We start from the raw sequence: 17,782 nt of genomic DNA, 5'->3' as shown, positions 1-17,782 counted from the left end.
ACCCGGCGGAGCGGCGACGATAATGACGCTCGTGACTGGCGCCAGCCCGGGTAGTCCGGCCGTCCCGACGGGGAGGGGCCGAGATTCGCTGAGGGACGGGGGCACCGGCGGCCGGATCCTGCAGGCGCTGCGGACCTCCGGGCCGGCCACGCGCGCCGACCTGTCCCGGATCCTGGGCATCAGCCGGACCAGGGTCGGCCAGGTCATCGGCGAGCTCGCCCGGATGAACCTCGTCACCGACGCTCCGGCCCCGCACGGTCAGGAGGCCCGGCTGGGTCGCCCCGGCAGTGCGGTACGGCTCCGCACCGGCCTGGGCTTCGTCGTCGGCGTGAACATCACCCACGCCCACGTCCGCTGTCTGGCCACCGACCTGGCGCACGTCGTGGTCGCGGCGGCCGACGAACCGCTCGTCGATCCGCTCGACATCGACCAGGCCATCGAGGTGGTGGCCCGCGTGGTGCGGAGGGTGATCGACAAGGCCGCCGCGGTGCAGGGGGAATGCCTGGGCGTCGGCCTGGCCCTGCCCGCGCCGATCGACCCGGAGACGCTGCGTGCGGCACCGTCCAGTTGCCATCAACTGTGGGTCGACGCCCCGGTGCGCGAGCTCCTGCAGGCCAGGATCGGGCTGCCCGTCTACGTCGGCAATCACGGCAACCTGGCGGTGCTGGCCGAACGACTCTGGGGCGACGGGCATCGCGTCGACGACTTCATCTGGATCGGCCTCGATACCAACGTCGGCGGCGGAATCTGCAGCGGCGGGCAACTGCTCCGGGGACGGGACGGATTCGCGGGCGAACTCGGCCACATCGTGGTCGACCCGCGCGGCGAGATCTGCCGCTGCGGGAATCAGGGCTGCCTCGAGACCGTCGCCTCGCTGGACAGCATGCAGCGCGCCCTCCGGCCGGTCTACGGTGAGGTCGAACCGAGCCGGATCTTCGAGTTGATCGGCCGGGCCGAGCCCGCCGCGCTGCGAGCCATCACCAACCTCGGCACCCACGTCGGCGTCGCAGTGAGCACCTTGATCAACATCCTGAATCCGTCCCTCTTCATCGTCGGCGGCCTGCTCAGCCGACAATGCGGCCCGGTGATCTTGGACGCGATCCGGACCGAGATGAATCGGCGGGCGCTGCCCGCGGCGAGAAGATCGGTCCGGCTGCAGTTCAGCGCGCTGCGCCGACCCGAACCGCTGGGCGCGGCGGCGTTGGTCTTGATGGACACCTCGCGGCACCTCGTCATCGATGAGGCGGGCCGTCCGCACTGGACGTAGTTCCGCGAGTTGACAAAGTCGCGGCCCCGGCCGCCCAGTTACGCAACCTCCTTGGCGATTCGTACGCCTGCTGATTTCCTCAGCCGTACGAACCGTAGGCGCGGTCGAAGCTGTCCACGACGCCGACGAGAGGTTGAAACCCATGACGAAACTCGAATCCCTGCGGCTGTCCCGACGGGCCTTGCTCGGCGGCGGTGCGGCCGTCGGATTGTCCGCGGCGCTGGCCGGCTGCTCCAACGAGGGCCGCGGCGGCGCCACCGGCGCGAACGACCCCGGCACCAAGTCGAAGGTGCGCCCGGCCTACCTCCGCTACGAGGGGGTCGCACCCGACCTGGCCGGCGCGGAGATCGGCATCCCGGACGCCTTCATCCGCTACCCCGCCGATCCGGTGCAGGCGATCACCGAGCCGCCCGGTGACGGCAAGCCGATCAAGGTGATGACGTACACCAACACGCCGGTGCCGCCGAAGCTGGCGCAGAACGAGTTCTGGCAGGAGCTCAACGAGCGGGTCGGATCTCCGGTCGAGGTCAATCTCACGCCGTCGGTCGACTACGGCCAGAAGTTCGCCACCGCTGTCGCCGGCGGCCAGCTCGGCGAGCTGTTCATGATCGGCGGCATTCCGCAGAAGCCCCAGATGCTGGCCGCGAAGGCGGTCGACCTGACGCCGTACCTGTCCGGCGACAAGATCAAGAACTATCCGTTCCTGGCCAACCTGCCCGAGACCAGTTGGAATGCGGCGATCTTCGGCGGCAAGATCTACGGCGTCCCGATCCCCCGCGGCGCGATCAGCACGATGGTTCTCTATGCCCGCAAGGACATCCTCGACGAGTACGGCCTCCCGGCCGAGGTGACCAGCGCCGACGAGTTCGTCCAACTCTGCCGGGAACTCACCGACGGGCCGAAGAACCGCTTTGCGCTGGCCGACCTGCCGCGGGAGTACGTCCGCAACATGTTCGCCATCCCGAACCAGTGGCGAGTGCAGGACGGCAAGCTGATCAGCGGCCTGGAGGAGCCAGCCCAGGAGGAGGCCCTGGCCCTGCTGGCGAAGCTGTGGAAGTCGGGCTACGTCCACCCCGACGCGTTCACCGGCCAGAACCAAGATCGGAAGACGCGGTTCGGCAACGGCACCGGTCCGCTGGTGCCCGGAACGTTCAGCGGCTGGCCCGCCTATCTGCAGACGATGGACAAGGCCGGGGAGATCGCGATCATGGCGCCGCCGGCCCACGACGGCTCCGGCGTCGGCCATACCTGGCTCGGCGAACCGACGATCTCGGTGACCGCCGTCAGCAAGGAGGCCGAGGACCGGGTCGAGACGCTGCTGGCCTACCTCAACTACCTGGCCACTCCGTTCGGCACCAGCGAATACCTGTTCCGCAAGTACGGCATCGCCGGCGTCGATCACACCGTCGTCGACGGAAACCCGGTGCTCACGGACAAGGGTTTCAGCGAGACCCAGCTCGGCCTGCAGTATCAGGCCGACGGCCCGTGGGCGATCTTCCTTCCGGAGAAGGAAGGCAGCACCGAGGCTTGTTTCAACGCGATGAAGGAGATCTGTCCGGAGGCGCTCGCCAATCCCGTCGACGGCCTGTACTCGGAGACCAACAACCGCAAGGGCCCTCAGCTCGGCCGTGCCATCGGCGACGTGACCGACGACATCATCCAGGGCCGCAAGCCGGTCTCGGACTGGGCCCGGGCGGTCGCGAAATGGAAGAAGGACGGCGGCGACAAGATCGCCGAAGAGCTGTACGCCGCCTACGAGGCTTCCCGCTGAGCAGGGCACCGACATCGTGAAACCTCCCAACATCATCTACTTCCACACCCACGACACCGGCCGCTACATCGAGCCGTACGGTGCGCCGATCCGGACCCCGCGCCTGCAGGAGTTCGCCGAGGAGTCGGTGGTGTTCCGCAACGCGCATGCGGCGGCACCGACCTGCTCACCGAGTCGGGCCGCCCTGCTGACCGGCCAGTGGGCCCACACCGCAGGAATGCTGGGCCTGGCCCACCGCGGGCACCGGCTCACGCATCACGACCGCCACCTGGTCCACACGCTGCACCGGCACGGCTACACGTCGGCCCTGGCCGGCGTCCAGCACGAGGCCGCCGGCCCGGAGGCGGCTACCCGGCTCATCGGGTATCACGAGGAGCTGCCGGTCGCGGGGCCGCTGGCGCCGGCTCGTCGCGATGCCGCGGTGCGCTATCTGCGCCGTCGGCACGACCGGCCGTTCTTCCTGTCCATCGGCCTGAACGAGACCCACACGATGCCGAACACCGGTTGGCTGTTCGGACACCCCGGCGGTGATGACCGGTGGACCGCGCCGGCCCCGACCATGCCGGACGGTCCGGTCACCCGTCGCGACATGGCGTCCTTCCAGGCGGCCGCCCGGCAGGTGGACCAGGCGCTGGGGGCGGTGCTGGACACCCTCGACGAGGAGGGTCTGGCCGACAACACGGTGGTGCTGGTGACGACCGACCACGGACTCGCGATGCCGGAGATGAAGGGCACGCTCGGCACCACGGGGACCGGCGTGATGCTGATGCTGCGGGCCCCCGGCCTGCCGGCCGGCCTCGCCGTCGATGCACTGGTCAGCCAGATCGACGTGTTCCCCACCCTGTGCGACCTGCTCGGCATCGAGCCGCCGCCGTGGCTGCAGGGGACCTCGCTGCTGCCGACGCTGGCGGGCCGCCCGATCCGCGCGGAGACGTTCGCGGAGATCACGTACCACGTCGCCTATCAGCCACAGCGAGCCGTCCGCACCGAGCGGTGGCTCTACATCCAGCGCTTCGACGACTGGCGCCGGCCGACGCTGCCCAACGTGGATGCCTCGGACAGCAAGACGTTCTGGGTCGACGCCGGCTGGCCCGATCAGGACGTGCCGACCGTACGGTTGCACGATCTGATCTTCGATCCGCACGAACAGCGCAATCTGGCCGACTGCCCGGCGGCCGCGGAGATCCGGGCCGACCTGGCCCGCCGACTTGATCACTGGATGATCATGACCGACGACCCGCTGCTCCGCGGCCCGGTCCCGCTGCCGGCCGGCCTCCATGATCAACAACTACCAGGGAGTGAGCATGCCATCACCTGAACGCAGAATCGCCCGCCGTCACCTGCTCGCCGGTTCGGCCGCCGCGATCGGGGCACCGCTGATCGGCGGCGCTGCCGTGCCGGCCCACGCCGCGAACCCTTCGCGCCGCCCGGCCTCGCTGGAGTTGGACGAGTCGAGGTACGTCGAGCTCGACGCCGACTTCCTCAACACCCAGACCGCGCACTACCCGCGGATCAAGCGAATGCGGGACGGCCGGTTCCTGCTGCTGTACCAGACGTCTCAGCACTCCTGGAACGTGTACCGGACCATCAGCCGCGACCTGAAGCGCTGGGCCGAACCGCAACTGCTGTTCGCGTCGCACAAGATCCTCGACGGTGCCGATGATCAGTGTTATGCCACCGCGGACGCGCGGGTGCTCGACAACGGGGAGATCCTCGCCGTGTGCTCGTTCCGGGCGAACAAGCGCTTCAGCACCCACATGGAACTCGACGGGCTGATGCTGCGCCGCAGCACCGACAACGGCAACATCTGGGGGCCGGAGCAGGTGATCTACGTCGGCGCCAACTGGGAGCCGTTCGTGCACCAGACCCCAACGGGCGAAGTCCAGGTCTACTTCACCCACAGCGCACCGAAACGAGTGATCGAGAACACCGTCGGATCGACCGGGGTCGCGATCATCCGGTCGCACGATCGAGGTCGAACGTGGACGCCGCACGTGACCGACTATCCGTACGCCGCCGATCGAGTCGCTCAGCAATACGTCCGCACCGCGGACACCGGAGTCAAGATCTTCACCGATCAGATGCCCAGCGCGCTGCAGACGCATCCCCGGGGCGGCATCGCGCTCGCCATGGAGTCCAGGCTCGTCGACGGGTACCGGATCTCCTTCGCCTACACCCGGCAGAACTGGCCGGACCGGTTGGGCCTGAACGAGCCCGGCCCGGCGGAACGGCAGGACAACATCTTCCGCGGCGCGGCCCCGTATCTGGCCCGCTTCCCGTCCGGCGAGTCCGTGCTCGCCTACAACCTGGACTCCCGCCAACATGTCCGTCTCGGTGATCACGACGCCCGCGAATTCGGCGACTCCCAGGTTTTCCTGCCCGGGAACGGATTCTGGGGCTCGATCGAGGTGGCCGGTCCGCGACAGCTCGTCACCACCATGGCCAACGTGCGACCGGACGGGAACAAGATCATGATCGGCGTCCTCGACCTGATCAAGCCCTGACGAGACCCGTCGCCGCTACTTGACGATGCGATAGGTCAGATGGGTGACGCCCTGGTTGACGGCGACCGAGGTGCACTCGAGTTCGACGGCTTCGGGGAGCTCGCGGAAGAAGGGATGCCCGCCGCCCAGCAGCACCGGGACCTGGCTGATCAAGATCTCGTCGAGCAGCCCCAGCCGGATGGCCTCGGTCGCGGTCGCGCCGGCAGCGATCTTGACGTCCTTGCCGGCCGCTTCGGCCACCTCCCGGGCCTGCCGGACGGCCGACTCGAGCCCGTCGGTGACGATCGTCTGACCCTCAGCGGCGTCCGGGATCGGGTCCCGGCTGACCACGAACAACCGGGTGCCGGCATCCATGCTGTTGCCGCCCCACCGGTCCGCGTGTTCGTACGTGTTGCGCCCCGCAACGACGGCCGCGGCCCGGCTGCCGCCGTACTCCTTCACCGCCCGGTTCGCCGAACTGTGATCGGACAGCCAGTCGAAGATCCGGAAGCCGTTGCCGAGCCCGAGCCCGGCCCGGGCGCCGCGTCCGGAGACGTAGCCGTCGACCGAGGCAGAGAGGTGGGTGTACACGAGAGTCATGGCGATCTCCTTGAGTTGGCCGGGTCCGGCGGGCCCGATTCGACACTCGTACGGAGCCGAGACGCCGGATCCGACAAACCGCCCGACATGAATTCGGTCCTCGTTCAAGGACATCACGATCTTGTCCTCGTTCGAGGACCGAGTCACGCAGCCTCTGTTCATAGGGGACCCGTGGTGCCGAGCGAGTTGATCACCCAGTCAGTCGCCAGTCAATTCCCGACACCTGCCGAGCACTTCCATGACTGAGTCGGTAACGGGCAACGGTTCATTCAGAGTCGCCCAGATATAGGCGTCGTGCTCCGCGAGTTTGATGGGTTCAGGTTCGCGGATCTCGACCGCGAAGTTGAACTGTCGGCTCACCTTGCCACTTCCACTCTCATAGTCGAAACGGCCGAGATAGTCAGAGATGGTAGCCACGACGAGACCGGTCTCCTCCGTGACCTCGCGAACCAACGCTTCGCCGAGACCCTCGCCAACCTCGACCTTGCCGCTGGGCAGTTCGAAGATGCCGCCCATGAAGTCGTCGTCTGGACGCCGGAGCAGCAGCACCCTGCCGTGGTGGTGGACGACCGCACCAACGACAAGCTGGTGGACCCCATCGCGCTCGGCTTCACTGGCGAGTCGGGCAAGGGACGAGCTGTCAGCCATATTGATCAGCCTTGGCTAGGTGACACAAATCTGCAACGGAACAGGTACTGCAATCGATTTCATAGGCTTCGAGCCGCTGTTGCATTGCAGATTCGTGACACGAACTCCTGCCGGACCGGCATGATCGGTCTCGGGTAGCCGTCCGAGCAGATACGGCTGCACCCGGACCAGCTGGGAGTCGACGCGGACGATGCAGGTCGACATGGACGATGCATAGATCCTGGATCGCCTCTGACCGGCGGCGGGCCGGGCGAGACTACGATGGCCGCCATGGCGACGTGGGAGGACGGACCGGAGTACGCCCCGATCCAGCGACCGAACCAGTTCACGGTTCCGGAGGTCCCGCCGCTGAGCACGGCTCCGCCGGTGGCCCACCCGGCGGCCGGTGCCCCGGTCCAGCGGCCGCGGTTCGACGGACCGTCCGGCCCGACCGTCGCCCTCGAAGCACTGCGGCCGGAGGAGAAGGATCCGCGCGACCCGTCGGTCCCGTTCCAGGTGGTCTCGAGTGCCGCGACCACGGCCGACTCGGCCTGGGGCGCCGCGCACTGGAGCCGGCCGGACGGCGGCTGGGGGCCGCCGGCGGGTGCTCCCGAGGCGCTGCCGTACGACCCGACCGCGCCCCTGGGCCAGCACCATCCGCCGCCGCCGACCAGCGGCCACCCGGCCGTCGACGGCGGCCCGACGGCGTGGGCGGCGCCCAACCCGTACGGCGGGCCGGCCCAGTCGTCGGGTTATCCGGCGCCCGGCACCACCGAGTGGTTCGCGCCGCCGCCGTCCGCCAGGCCGCCGGCCAACCAGGCCGACGCCGGGTCGGTGCTCAAGGCGGCCACGCCCGGGGTCCTGCTCACCCTGGCCATCGGCGGGTTCATCTATCTGGTCGCACCGCTGACCCTCGGCATCGCCTTCGCCCTGAGCAACCGGATCACGGTCGCCAAGGAGGCCGTCCGCCGGGTGTTCCTGGTCGGGCTCGGCGTGCTCGCGTTCTTCGCCCTGGTCGGCGCCCTCACCAGCGGCGAATCGTTCGTCGACTGGTGGTCCTTCGTCGGCTGGTGGGGCGTGCTGATCTCCTGGTGCGTCGGCGTCGCCCTGTTGATCGTGATCTACCGCGAGCTGCGGAACCCGAGTCAGGGCGGCGGCTACCAGCGACCGTGGTCCTGACCAACCCCACCGACCGGCCGCGGACCCTTGCCGAGGCCCTGCGCTCCGCCGGCCGGGACTTCCTGATCCGGCTGATCGAACTCCGGCCCGACCTCGGCTACCCGCTGCCGGCCGACCTGGCCGAACTCGCCGGCCGGGCCGCGACCACCACGTCGACGGTACGGACCCTGGACCGCCTGGACGCCTGGACCCGGCTGGTGGCCGAGATCCTGGCGGCGCTGCCCGATCCGACCACCCCGGCCGAGGCCGCGGAGCTGGCGGCGGGGACCGTCGCCGACCTGGCCGGTCCGGACTCGGTGGCCGCCGCGGTCGACCGGGCGATCGGTGCCCTGCGTGACCGGGCCCTGCTCTGGGGAACTCACGAGCTGCGGCTGACCCGCGCCGTCCGGGAGTATTTCGGGCCCTATCCCGGCGGGCTGGCCCCGCCCTCGCCGCAGCCGCTCGACCCCGGCCAGGTGGCCGAGCGACTGGCCGCGGCCGGACCGGACGAGCGCGACGTGCTGGCCCGGCTGACGTACTCCCCAGCCGGCGCGGTGCGCAACGCCGACCGCCCGGTCAGCATCGAACAGGCCGCCACGCCGATCGACCGGCTGCTCGCCCGCGGCCTGATCCGGCCGCTGACCCCGGAGACCGTGATCCTGCCCCGCGAGGTCGCCTGGCACCTCCGCGAGGCCCGGTTCGCGGCGACGCCGGTGCCGGCGACGGCCCCGCCGGTCGGCGGCCGGCACCGGGACGGCTCGGTGGTCGACCGGGCCGCCGCCGGCGCCGCGTACGGGCTGCTGGAGGACGTCGTCGGCGTCGCCGCACTGCTCGAGGAGGCGTCGCACCGGCTGGTCCGCGACGGCGGCGTGGCCAGCCGCGACCTGACCCAGCTCGCCCGCGCGCTCGGCACCGATCTGGCGCAGACCGCCTTCGTGGTGGAGCTCGGCGCGGCCGCGGACCTGTACGGCACCGGCGGCGGCAACCGATTGCTGCCCACCACGAGCTACGACCGCTGGGTCGGCGAGCCGCTGCCGGATCGCTGGCTGCGCCTGGTCCGGGCCTGGATGATCATGGAACGCTACCCGGGCCGGGAGCTCGCCGCCGGCCAGCACGCCCTCGGTCCGGAACTGGCCGCGCCGGCCGCGCCGGCGGCCCGCTCGTTGATCATGGAACTGATGCACGCGGCCGGCCCCGGCACCGTTCTTGATCATGATCAGCTGGTCGCCGCGGTCGGCTGGCACCGGCCCCGGCTGGCCACCGCCGGACAACCGACGATCGCCGAGCTGACCACCTGGATCTGGCGCGAGGCAGGCTATCTGGGGCTGACCGGACTCGGCGCCGTGTCCGGTTTCGCGGTCGCCCTGAACCCGTCCGGCACCGAAGGACCGGACGCCGCCCTGCCGGAACCGCTGGCCGCTCTGTTCCCGGGCCTGGTCGATTCGATCATCGTCCAGGCCGACCTGACCGCGGTGGCGGCCGGACCGCTGCCGTACCGGCTGGCCGAGGAGCTGCGGCTGCTGGCGGTCCAGGAGTCCCGGGGCGGCGCGGGGGTTTACCGGTTCAGCGCGGAGTCGCTGCGCCGCGCCTTCGACGCCGGCTGGACCGCCGAGCGGATTCACGACTGGTTGTCTCACCATTCGGCCACCTCGATTCCGCAGCCCCTGGGCTATCTCGTGGACGACGTCGCCCGCCAGTACGGCAGCGTCCGGATCGGCCCGGCGACCAGCTATCTGCGGGTCGACGACGAGGCCCGGGCGCAGACGATCTTGAACCATCCGGGTGCGGCGCAGCTCGGCCTGCGCCGGCTCGGCCCCGGAGTGCTGATCGCCGCCGCGGAGCCGTACCAGCTGGTCGAGTTCGTCCGCGAGATCGGCTTCGCACCCGCCGCCGAGGACGAGTTCGGTCGCAACCTGGCACCCCCGGATCGCTTGCGTGCAACGGTTTTCGAGCGCGTACGGACTCCGGGCACAGCCCGCCCGGCGGAGCTGGCGGACGCGATCCTGGCCGGCGACCGCGGCCGCGACCCGGACCGTGTGGAGACCGCGGAACTGCTCTCCCGGCTGACCCGCGCCGCGAAGAACGCGAGCCCCGTCCTGCTCGGTTACGTCGGCCCGGACGGCGACCCGGTGGAGCGCCGGCTGACCCCAGTTGATCTTGGTGAAGGCGTGCTCCGGGCGGTCCTGGCGGACGATTCCGCGGTACTGCGCATTCCGCTGTCGCGCGTATCGTCGGTGATCCCCCTACAATGAGCCAATGCGGCCCCAGACAATCCGGAGATTCCTGGTTGTCTTGGTGTGCTCGTCCGGGATCGGAACCCTCTACTGGGTGCCCGCGGTCACCGGTTCCCCACTGCTGCTGGACACGTCGCCGCGCCGCGTCCTGCCCGCCGATCAGCCCTCGGACGAGCGCGATCAGTCCCGCGCCGAGGAAGCCGGCGACCGGGGTGACAGCGCGGCCGACTCGCTGCCCGAGGCCGAGCGCGAGCCGATCGCCTCGGCCCAGTCCCGTCCGGTTCCGGGTGCCCCGAGCACGGTGACCGGTCTCCGGGCCGGCCTGGTCACCGACAACTGGGCGCAGATCTCCTGGGATGCGACCTCCGGCGGCGACGTCACGTACCAGGTGCGGCTGAACGGCTTCGAGGTGCTGGAGACCGGCAACGTCGTCGCCTCGGTGCGCTGGTTCAACGACGACATGACCGTCCAGGTGATCCAGGTCCGGGCGACCCGCAGCGGCAAGGCCGGGCCCTGGTCGAACGCCCTGATGGTCGATCCCGAGCGGCCGGAGAAGTCCAAGCCGATCGACCGGGGTACGGCCAAGGATCCCTCGGGTCAGCCGACGTCGAGCCGGCAGCCACGGCCGAGCGCATCGTCGACGCCGCCGCCCGTACCACCGTCCGATCCGGCCCAGCCGCCGACCAACTCACCGCGCCCGTCCACCTCCGGTCCGGGCACGTCGGACGACCCGACCGGCCCGGAGCCCTCCCGGCCGGCATCGGCCGGCCCGAGCGAGCACAACCCGCCGCCGTCCAGCAGCGCGCCGCCGGTCAGCCCGTCGCCGGACGACGACAGCGACCCGCTGCCCTGGCCGCCGTGGGCTCCGACGCCGACTCCGCCGCCGCCGACCGTCCCGCCGCCCCCGCCGCCGGGCCAGGACGCGGACGAGCCGGACGGCCTGTTCCCGCGGCTCGGCAGACTGTTCGAGCGGCTGTTCCCGCCGCCGTCGCCCACGCCGACGCCGACCCCGGAATCGACCCCGCCGGCCGAGTCCACGCCGCCGGCCTCGACCGAGCGCCCGGAGTCCGGCGACCCGGGGTCGAAGGACCCCTCGCCGTCGGGCCCGCCGGCCTCGGACCCCGAATCGTCGACTCCGCCGCCGTCGTCCGACGAGCCGCCGTCGACCCCGCCCGGTTCCGGCGAGCCGCCGGAGTCGAGCAAGCCGCCACGCACCAGCGAGCCGCCGGCGAACGAACCGCCGTCGAGCCCGCCGCCGTCCACCCGGACGCCGCCATCGGAGCCACCCTCGTCCGAGCCGCCGTCGTCCGATCCCGGATCCCCGCAGCCGCCGGACTCTTCGTCCGCGCCGCCGCCCTCGACTCCTCCAGCGTCGTCGGATCCGACCACCCCACCGGCCTCGACACCACCCCCGTCGACGCCGCCGCCGTCGCCTCCGGCATCCTCGGAGTCGACACCGCCACCGTCCTCGGGCTCACCATCCCCGGGACCGACTCGTTAGAGCAGTCTGTTCATGACACATTCCTCGGGGCTGGGACCCCTGGTCGTCCAGTCCGACCGCACCCTGCTGCTGGAAGTCGATCATCCCGACGCCGAAGCGTGCCGGATCGCGATCGCCCCGTTCGCCGAACTCGAACGCGCACCGGAACACATCCACACCTACCGGCTGACGCCGCTGGGCCTGTGGAACGCCCGCGCCGCCGGTCACGACGCCGAACAGATCGTCGACGTCCTGCTGAACTACAGCCGCTACCCGGTGCCGTCCGGACTGCTGGTCGACGTCGCCGACACGATGGACCGGTACGGCCGGCTCCGGATCGAGAAGCACCCGACCCACGGCCTGGTGTTGATCACCACCGACCGGCCGGTGCTCACCGAAGTGCTGCGCAGCCCGCGGATCAAGGGCCTGATCGGCGCCCGGATCGATGACGACTCCGTCGCCGTCCACCCGTCCGAGCGGGGCCGGCTGAAGCAGGTGCTGCTGAAGCTCGGTTGGCCGGCCGAGGACCTCGCCGGCTACGTCAACGGCGAGGCGCACCCGATCGAGCTGGAGCAGAACGGCTGGCGGCTGCGGCCGTACCAGGCGCTGGCCACGAAGTCCTTCTGGCACGGCGGTTCCGGGGTCGTCGTACTCCCCTGCGGCGCCGGCAAGACGATCGTCGGCGCGGCCGCGATGGCCAAGGCGAAGGCGACCACGTTGATCTTGGTCACCAACACGGTCTCGGCCCGGCAGTGGCGCGACGAATTGATCAAGCGCACCTCGCTGACCGCCGACGAGATCGGCGAGTATTCCGGCGCCCGCAAGGAGATCCGGCCGGTCACCATCGCCACGTACCAGGTGATCACGACCAAGCGGCACGGCCTGCACCCGCACCTGGAACTGTTCAACGCGCGGGACTGGGGCCTGGTGATCTACGACGAGGTGCACCTGCTGCCGGCGCCGGTGTTCCGGATGACCGCCGACCTGCAGGCGCGGCGGCGGCTCGGCCTCACCGCGACGCTGATCCGCGAGGACGGCCGGGAGGGCGACGTCTTCTCCCTGATCGGCCCGAAGCGGTACGACGCGCCGTGGAAGGACATCGAGAACCAGGGCTACATCGCGCCGGCCGACTGCGTCGAGGTGCGGGTCACCCTGAGCGAGGCCGAGCGGATGACGTACGCGGTCGCCGAGCCGGACGTGAAATACCGGCTCGCCTCGACCGCCGAGTCCAAGTCCGCCGTCGCGATCGACCTGGTCGCCAAGCACCGCGGCCAGCCGACCCTGGTGATCGGCCAGTACGTCGAGCAGCTGGAGGAGCTCTCGGAGCGGCTCGGCGCCCCGTTGATCAAGGGCGACACGACGGTCCGCCAGCGGGAGAAGCTCTACGAGCAGTTCCGGTCCGGCGAGCTCGACCTGCTCGTCGTGAGCAAGGTGGCCAACTTCTCCGTCGACCTGCCGACCGCCCAGGTGGCGATCCAGGTGTCCGGTGCCTTCGGGTCCCGGCAGGAGGAGGCGCAGCGGCTGGGCCGGCTGCTGCGGCCGAAGAACTCCGGCATCACCGCCCGCTTCTACGCCGTCGTAGCCCGGGACACGGTCGACTCCGAGTTCGCCCAGCACCGGCAGCGGTTCCTGGCCGAGCAGGGCTACGCGTACCGGATCATGGACGCCTCCGAGGCCATCTCCGCCGACTGACCTTGCTCGGTAATCCCGGTGCGTCGGCTGCGGCCGATCCCTAGAGTGCGCCGAGTGGATCTCTCCCAGCTCGGTACGCCGCTCGCGCCGCTGACCCGGATCCGGGGCGGTGCCGCGAACCGGCTGTACCGCCTCGACACCGACCGGGGATCGTTCGCGGTGAAGGAGCTCAACCTCCTCGACCGCCGCTGGACGTACCACCTGGAGGACGTGTTCCGGTTCGAGCGGGCGGCCTTCGCCGCCGGCATCCCGATGCCGGAGCCGATCGCGGCCGGACCGGACATCCTGGTCCACCGTTGGGTCGAGGGATCGAAGCTGCCTGAGGAGCCCGTGTCGCCGGCGTACGGATTCGAGATCGGCCAACTCCTCGCCCGCCTGCACGCCCTCGACGTCGACTGGCCGCACGAACCGAGCGAAGAGCCGATGCCCCTGGACTGGCCCGACCTCGCCGAGCGGGCCGCCGCAACCCGGCAACCGTGGGCCGAGGATCTCGCCGCCCAGGCCGAGACCTTCCAGGCGATCGCCGAGTTCGTCGGAACATGCGAACGCCCCGGTCCCGTCGTCGTCACCCACCAGGACGTCCAGCCGTGGAACCTGCTCGTTCGAGACGGCCGGCCGGTCCTCCTCGACTGGGAACTCTCGGGGCTGCTCGACCTGTCCGGCGAGCTCGGCTCGACCGCGCTGAGCCTCGCGAAGGGCCGCGGCTTCGCCAGCCTCCAGCCCGCGATCTTCCGCTCCGTCCTCGACGGCTACGTCGCCGGTGGCGGTGTCCTGCCGCCGCCGGGGCCGAGCTGGTTCGTCTTCGCGATCGGCGGCTGGCTGGGCCACACGAGGTGGAACATCCTCCGTTGCCTCGCCGGGGTCGAAGCCGGCACCGGCCCGGAACTCGCCCAGTCGCAGGTGATCGCGCGCAACGGCGTGCGCGGCCTGCCCAACCTGTTCCGCCGCCTCCCCGACCTCGAGGCCCTGCTCGTCGAGACGCCGTCCCCGTGAACGAGGGTAGCGACCAGCCCGAGGTCCTGCCGTTGCTGGCCAAGCCTTGGCCGACCGTCGACCACCGTTCAGCGCAGGCTCAGCTGAGGGACCTGGGCTGGCTGAGGTTCGCCCAGGGCGACCAGGCCTACGCCTACCGTTCGCCCACGGGACGGCTGGTGGCCCGGGTCAGCCCGTTCGAGCTGGGCTACGACGACTTCGTCGAACTGTGCCGACGCTGTGCGGGGAATCCGCATCTGCCCCGGATCGACCTGGCCAGTGGGCTCGAAGGTGGCGGTCACCTCACCGTCCTGGAATACCTCACGCCGCCGAGTCCCAGCGAGGCGAACGATTTCCTACGGCAATGGCACCACCCAGAGACGGCCGGCCCGGACCTGCGCGCTCTCCGCCGTGAAGTCGACCTGATCGACGCTCGCGGTCGTGACGCCCATCGTGGTTGGGTCGGGATCGACCTCGGGGAACGACATGTACTCCGCTCGGCCGACGGCAACCTCAAGGTCCTGGACCTCTTCGGAGTGGACGCCGTCCAGCAGTTGATCAAGGACCCGCACGGCTTCGCCCGCTCCATGCCCGCGGACCGCTGCCGGTATCTGCTCGACCTGCCCGACCTTCAACTGGCCGACCACCCCGCCGATTACCTGCGGCGCGTGCGGGAGGCGTACGAGCTCGCCTTTCCACCGCGCTGATCGCGGGACGAAACACTCATCGAGCGGACGGGTTGACCTCGGGTTTCCGAAACGCCGGTCAACGGGTCCGCTCGGTGAGGCCGGCTGCGGAATCGAGGTATTCCGGTGCGCCGCCCCGACGTGCCGATCGGTGGGCGAGTTCGAGGATCTCGGTGACGACGGCCGCGCCGCTCGGGTCGACGGGTGGTGGGCCGGCGTCGGTGATCGCAGTCCAGAGTTGCCGGTAGAACTCGTCTGCTGCCCGGACGGCCGGGAGATCGGTGATCACTCGGCGGTCGCGGCCGTCCAGGTCGATGATCACGGTGTTGAAGTCGGGACAGACGATCGAACCCCGGCTGCCCAGGACGGTCCATTTGGGCAGGTCGACGACGTCCTCGCGGAAGATCTCCACGCGGGACAGTGGCCCGTCGGGATAGCCAAGGCGCAGGTCGAGATAGTGCTCGACCTGATCACCGGGGAAGGTGTGAGTCACCGCCGAGACCGTGGTGGGTGCGCCGAGCAGCTGGACCTGATGGTCGATGAGGTGGGGCGCGATCAGGTACCCGACCCCGCCGCCGCCCTCGCGGGTGTGCGCCCACGCGGCCAGGTCGTGGCCGCTGTGCGGTTGGTCGGGGCCGGCGACGACGTACTTGCCGCGGTGCATGCGGCGCTCCTCCACCCGCCAGACGTCGCCGAGATCTCCGTTGCGGACCAGGTCAACGATGATCAGGTACGACGGCTCCCAGCGTCGGTTCTGGTGCACGGTGAGCATCCTGGAGTTCCGTTTCGCGGCGTCGAGCATCCGATCGCACTCCGCCCGGGTGATCGCCATCGGCTTCTCGACCACCACGTGGTGTCCGGCGTCCAGAGCGGCGACCGTCATCTCGGCATGGAGGTGATGGGGTGTGGCGATCACGATCAGATCCAAGTCGTCGTTGCCGATCAATTCCTGCCAGGTCCGGTACGGACGGGCGCCGAATCGACGACCCGCGGCTTCGGCTCGTTCGGGCCGGGCCGAGGCGACGGCCCGCAGTCGGTACTGGTCCGACCGCTCCAGAACGCCTTCGGCGTGGTAGAACCAGCCGCTGTTGCCGAGCCCGATCAGGCCGACGGCCAGCTCGCGCCCGGTCACGGCGCCGACGCCGGCGTGACGGGATCGAACCATTCGATCACGGCCGCCTGGGTCCAGCCGGGGTCGCCGTTCTCGTACACGCCACGGAACACGTCGTGCACCCGCTCCGCGAACGGCATGGTGGCGCCGAGTTGCTCGGCCATGGCCAGCACGTAACCGAGATCCTTGACGTGCATGCCGAGAGTCCGGCTGCTGCCGTAGTCGCGGTCCACCATCCGTCGCGATCCGGCCAGCGCGCCGGAATAGGCCCCCGTCCAGCGCAGCGCCTCGAGCATCCGGTCCAGGTCCACGCCGGCCCGTTGCCCGAAGGCGACGGCTTCGGCCGCGGCGCCGATCGCGATACCGGACAGCAGGTTCTGGATCAGCTTCACGTACTGGCCCTGACCATGATCACCGACGTGGTAGTGCCGGAACGCGACGACGTCGAAGATCGGCGCCACCTCGGCATAGTCCGCGGGATCACCACCGGCGAAGACGATCATGCCGCGGCCGCCGAAGCTGATCGGAGCGTCGAGAGTCCGGACCGCCCGCTCGGTCGCCCGGGCGAGAAGGGCCAGCGTCCGGTCCGGCCGGTTGGTGCTCATGTCGACGAGGATCGAACCGGCCGCCATGGCCTCCAGCACTCCGCCCGGGCCGAGGACGACGCGGTCGACGATGTCGGCGTTGGGCAGCGAAAGCAGCACGATCGGGACCGCTCGGGCCAGGTCGGACGCGGTGTCGTGGCCGACGGCGCCGGCTTCGCGCACCGCGGCCGACGCCTCTTGATCAACATCGTGGACGTGCAGTTCCACTCCGGCATCGAGCAGGGACCGAGCCATCCTGCCGCCGACATTGCCCAATCCGATCAGGCCTACGGGTTCCATGATCGAGTTCCTTACAGTAGTCGGTGATCATCGGCTGGCCTGCCCGCCGCCGTCGACGGCGAGCGTGGTCCCGGTGACGAAGCTCGCCTCCGAGCTGGCCAGGAACGTAATGGCGGAAGCGATCTCGGCCGGCTCGGCGAAGCGACCCAGCAGGTTCGGGATCCGCATGGCACGCAACTCGTCCCGGGCGGCTTCCGGATCCGCATGATCGTTCAGATGCATCTCGGTGATCGTTCCGCCGGGCGCAACGCAGTTCACCCGGACGCCGTGCGGGGCCAGCGAGGCAGCCAGCGAACGGTTGAACGAGACCATCCCGGCCTTGGTCGCGTCGTAGATCCACTTGTTGGGCCGCGTCCGATAGGCCGCCTCGGAGGCCACGTTGACCACCGCACCGCGACCGTTGATCAGCGCCGGCAGCAGTCCGTGGGTCAGCAACGCGGCACCCTTGAGGTTGACGCCGAACAGTTCGTTCCAGCCGGCCAGGCCGCCCTCGATGAACGTACTGTCCTGGCGGCCGTTGATGTGCACCACCCCGGCACAATGCACCAGCACGTGGACGGCCGGGTACGCCGCCGTGAGGCGTCGGGCCAGGTCAGCGACGGCCGGCTCGTCCAGCAGGTCGACCGGATAGCCGGTCGCCGCCCCGCCGTCTGCGACCAGCCGGTCGGCCAACTCCCCGACCTGGGCGGCGAGCCGGTCCAACAACAGCAGCTCGGCTCCCTCGGTGCTGAGTTGTTCGGCGGTGGCCCGGCCGATGCCGTGGGCGGCGCCGGTGATCACTGCGATCTGACCGGTGAAGCGCTGTCGGCTCATGGAG

The 17,782-nt window shown here is 70.3% G+C and carries 16 protein-coding genes; 9 read left to right on the top strand and 7 right to left on the bottom strand.

Translation table 11 applies throughout. The features are described 5' to 3' along the window. The first annotated feature begins 31 nt into the window (after nucleotides 1-31). The 4 genes from BKA15_RS23855 to BKA15_RS23840 all read left to right on the top strand — a co-directional run bounded on the left by BKA15_RS23855 (nucleotide 32) and on the right by BKA15_RS23840 (nucleotide 5,542). Nucleotides 32-1,267: an ROK family transcriptional regulator gene (locus BKA15_RS23855; RefSeq protein WP_179755027.1), complete on the top strand. Its 1,236-nt coding sequence runs from the start codon at nucleotides 32-34 to the stop codon at nucleotides 1,265-1,267. A 142-nt stretch (nucleotides 1,268-1,409) separates the two neighbouring features. Then, entirely contained in the window at nucleotides 1,410-3,038 is a 1,629-nt protein-coding gene (locus tag BKA15_RS23850; RefSeq protein ID WP_179755025.1) for an extracellular solute-binding protein, read from the top strand. Between the two features lie 16 nt (nucleotides 3,039-3,054). Further along, nucleotides 3,055-4,356 carry a sulfatase family protein gene (locus BKA15_RS23845; RefSeq protein WP_218871548.1) on the top strand — a complete coding sequence of 434 codons (1,302 nt, stop codon included), beginning with the start codon at nucleotides 3,055-3,057 and terminating at the stop codon, nucleotides 4,354-4,356. Further along, on the top strand, nucleotides 4,343-5,542 hold the full coding sequence (locus BKA15_RS23840; RefSeq protein WP_179755023.1) for a sialidase family protein: 1,200 nt from the start codon (nucleotides 4,343-4,345) through the stop codon (nucleotides 5,540-5,542). Before BKA15_RS23845 ends, BKA15_RS23840 begins: the two co-directional genes overlap by 14 nt. Before the next feature lie 15 nt (nucleotides 5,543-5,557). Here BKA15_RS23840 and BKA15_RS23835 read toward each other — a convergent pair whose 3' ends face one another. Beyond that, nucleotides 5,558-6,121: a dihydrofolate reductase family protein gene (locus tag BKA15_RS23835; protein ID WP_179755021.1), complete on the bottom strand. Its 564-nt coding sequence runs from the start codon at nucleotides 6,119-6,121 to the stop codon at nucleotides 5,558-5,560. Between the two features lie 198 nt (nucleotides 6,122-6,319). After that, nucleotides 6,320-6,769, bottom strand: coding sequence for an NUDIX domain-containing protein (locus BKA15_RS23830; protein WP_179755019.1), 450 nt, complete (start codon nucleotides 6,767-6,769; stop codon nucleotides 6,320-6,322). A 270-nt stretch (nucleotides 6,770-7,039) separates the two neighbouring features. Between BKA15_RS23830 and BKA15_RS23825 the strand changes: the two genes are divergently transcribed. Beyond that, nucleotides 7,040-7,927, top strand: a complete 888-nt coding sequence (locus BKA15_RS23825) for a hypothetical protein (protein ID WP_179755017.1) — start codon at nucleotides 7,040-7,042, stop codon at nucleotides 7,925-7,927. Continuing rightward, nucleotides 7,918-10,158: a helicase-associated domain-containing protein gene (locus BKA15_RS23820; protein WP_179755015.1), complete on the top strand. Its 2,241-nt coding sequence runs from the start codon at nucleotides 7,918-7,920 to the stop codon at nucleotides 10,156-10,158. The genes BKA15_RS23825 and BKA15_RS23820 overlap by 10 nt, the downstream gene beginning before the upstream one ends. A gap of 162 nt (nucleotides 10,159-10,320) precedes the next feature. Here the strand turns inward: BKA15_RS23820 and BKA15_RS23815 are convergent, their stop codons facing one another. Further along, nucleotides 10,321-10,725: a hypothetical protein gene (locus tag BKA15_RS23815; protein WP_179755013.1), complete on the bottom strand. Its 405-nt coding sequence runs from the start codon at nucleotides 10,723-10,725 to the stop codon at nucleotides 10,321-10,323. Nucleotides 10,726-10,737: 12 nt separating this feature from the next. Beyond that, the gene (locus BKA15_RS23810) at nucleotides 10,738-11,529 is read right to left on the bottom strand and encodes a hypothetical protein (RefSeq protein ID WP_179755011.1); all 792 of its coding nucleotides are present in this window, start codon (nucleotides 11,527-11,529) and stop codon (nucleotides 10,738-10,740) included. Nucleotides 11,530-11,653: 124 nt separating this feature from the next. On the opposite strand from BKA15_RS23810, the gene BKA15_RS23805 reads away from it, so the two are divergent. From BKA15_RS23805 to BKA15_RS23795, 3 genes are read left to right on the top strand one after another with little or no spacing between them, the layout of a single operon-like run. Then, nucleotides 11,654-13,312, top strand: coding sequence for a DNA repair helicase XPB (locus BKA15_RS23805; protein ID WP_179755009.1), 1,659 nt, complete (start codon nucleotides 11,654-11,656; stop codon nucleotides 13,310-13,312). A gap of 54 nt (nucleotides 13,313-13,366) precedes the next feature. Beyond that, on the top strand, nucleotides 13,367-14,305 hold the full coding sequence (locus BKA15_RS23800) for a phosphotransferase (RefSeq protein ID WP_179755007.1): 939 nt from the start codon (nucleotides 13,367-13,369) through the stop codon (nucleotides 14,303-14,305). After that, entirely contained in the window at nucleotides 14,302-14,991 is a 690-nt protein-coding gene (locus BKA15_RS23795; RefSeq protein ID WP_179755005.1) for a hypothetical protein, read from the top strand. Before BKA15_RS23800 ends, BKA15_RS23795 begins: the two co-directional genes overlap by 4 nt. Nucleotides 14,992-15,049: 58 nt before the next feature. On the opposite strand, the gene BKA15_RS23790 is transcribed toward BKA15_RS23795, so the two are convergent. The 3 genes from BKA15_RS23790 to BKA15_RS23780 are packed head-to-tail and all read right to left on the bottom strand — an operon-like array spanning nucleotide 15,050 to nucleotide 17,778. Further along, complete coding sequence (locus BKA15_RS23790; RefSeq protein WP_179755003.1) at nucleotides 15,050-16,135, bottom strand: Gfo/Idh/MocA family protein; 1,086 nt, start codon at nucleotides 16,133-16,135, stop codon at nucleotides 15,050-15,052. Beyond that, complete coding sequence (locus BKA15_RS23785) at nucleotides 16,099-16,965, bottom strand: NAD(P)-dependent oxidoreductase (protein ID WP_179755001.1); 867 nt, start codon at nucleotides 16,963-16,965, stop codon at nucleotides 16,099-16,101. The genes BKA15_RS23790 and BKA15_RS23785 overlap by 37 nt, the downstream gene beginning before the upstream one ends. A gap of 27 nt (nucleotides 16,966-16,992) precedes the next feature. Beyond that, nucleotides 16,993-17,778 (bottom strand): SDR family NAD(P)-dependent oxidoreductase, encoded by a 786-nt coding sequence (locus tag BKA15_RS23780; protein ID WP_179754999.1) that lies wholly within the window; start codon nucleotides 17,776-17,778, stop codon nucleotides 16,993-16,995. Nucleotides 17,779-17,782: the final 4 nt, after the last annotated feature.

It is taken from the genome of Microlunatus parietis, assembly GCF_013407955.1.
Classification (GTDB): domain Bacteria; phylum Actinomycetota; class Actinomycetes; order Propionibacteriales; family Propionibacteriaceae; genus Microlunatus; species Microlunatus parietis.
Note: the sequence above shows the minus strand (reverse complement) of the source record. Positions and strands in the feature narration are given on the sequence as shown.

What these genes read in the sequence shown, in the direction of transcription:
- BKA15_RS23835 (WP_179755021.1), bottom strand. Translation starts at nt 6,121, where the DNA reads ATGACTCTCGTGTACACCCACCTCTCTGCCTCGGTCGACGGCTACGTC.
- BKA15_RS23850 (WP_179755025.1), top strand. Translation starts at nt 1,410, where the DNA reads ATGACGAAACTCGAATCCCTGCGGCTGTCCCGACGGGCCTTGCTCGGC.
- BKA15_RS23785 (WP_179755001.1), bottom strand. Translation starts at nt 16,965, where the DNA reads ATGGAACCCGTAGGCCTGATCGGATTGGGCAATGTCGGCGGCAGGATG.
- BKA15_RS23780 (WP_179754999.1), bottom strand. Translation starts at nt 17,778, where the DNA reads ATGAGCCGACAGCGCTTCACCGGTCAGATCGCAGTGATCACCGGCGCC.
- BKA15_RS23840 (WP_179755023.1), top strand. Translation starts at nt 4,343, where the DNA reads ATGCCATCACCTGAACGCAGAATCGCCCGCCGTCACCTGCTCGCCGGT.
- BKA15_RS23805 (WP_179755009.1), top strand. Translation starts at nt 11,654, where the DNA reads ATGACACATTCCTCGGGGCTGGGACCCCTGGTCGTCCAGTCCGACCGC.
- BKA15_RS23830 (WP_179755019.1), bottom strand. Translation starts at nt 6,769, where the DNA reads ATGGCTGACAGCTCGTCCCTTGCCCGACTCGCCAGTGAAGCCGAGCGC.
- BKA15_RS23790 (WP_179755003.1), bottom strand. Translation starts at nt 16,135, where the DNA reads ATGGTTCGATCCCGTCACGCCGGCGTCGGCGCCGTGACCGGGCGCGAG.
- BKA15_RS23825 (WP_179755017.1), top strand. Translation starts at nt 7,040, where the DNA reads ATGGCGACGTGGGAGGACGGACCGGAGTACGCCCCGATCCAGCGACCG.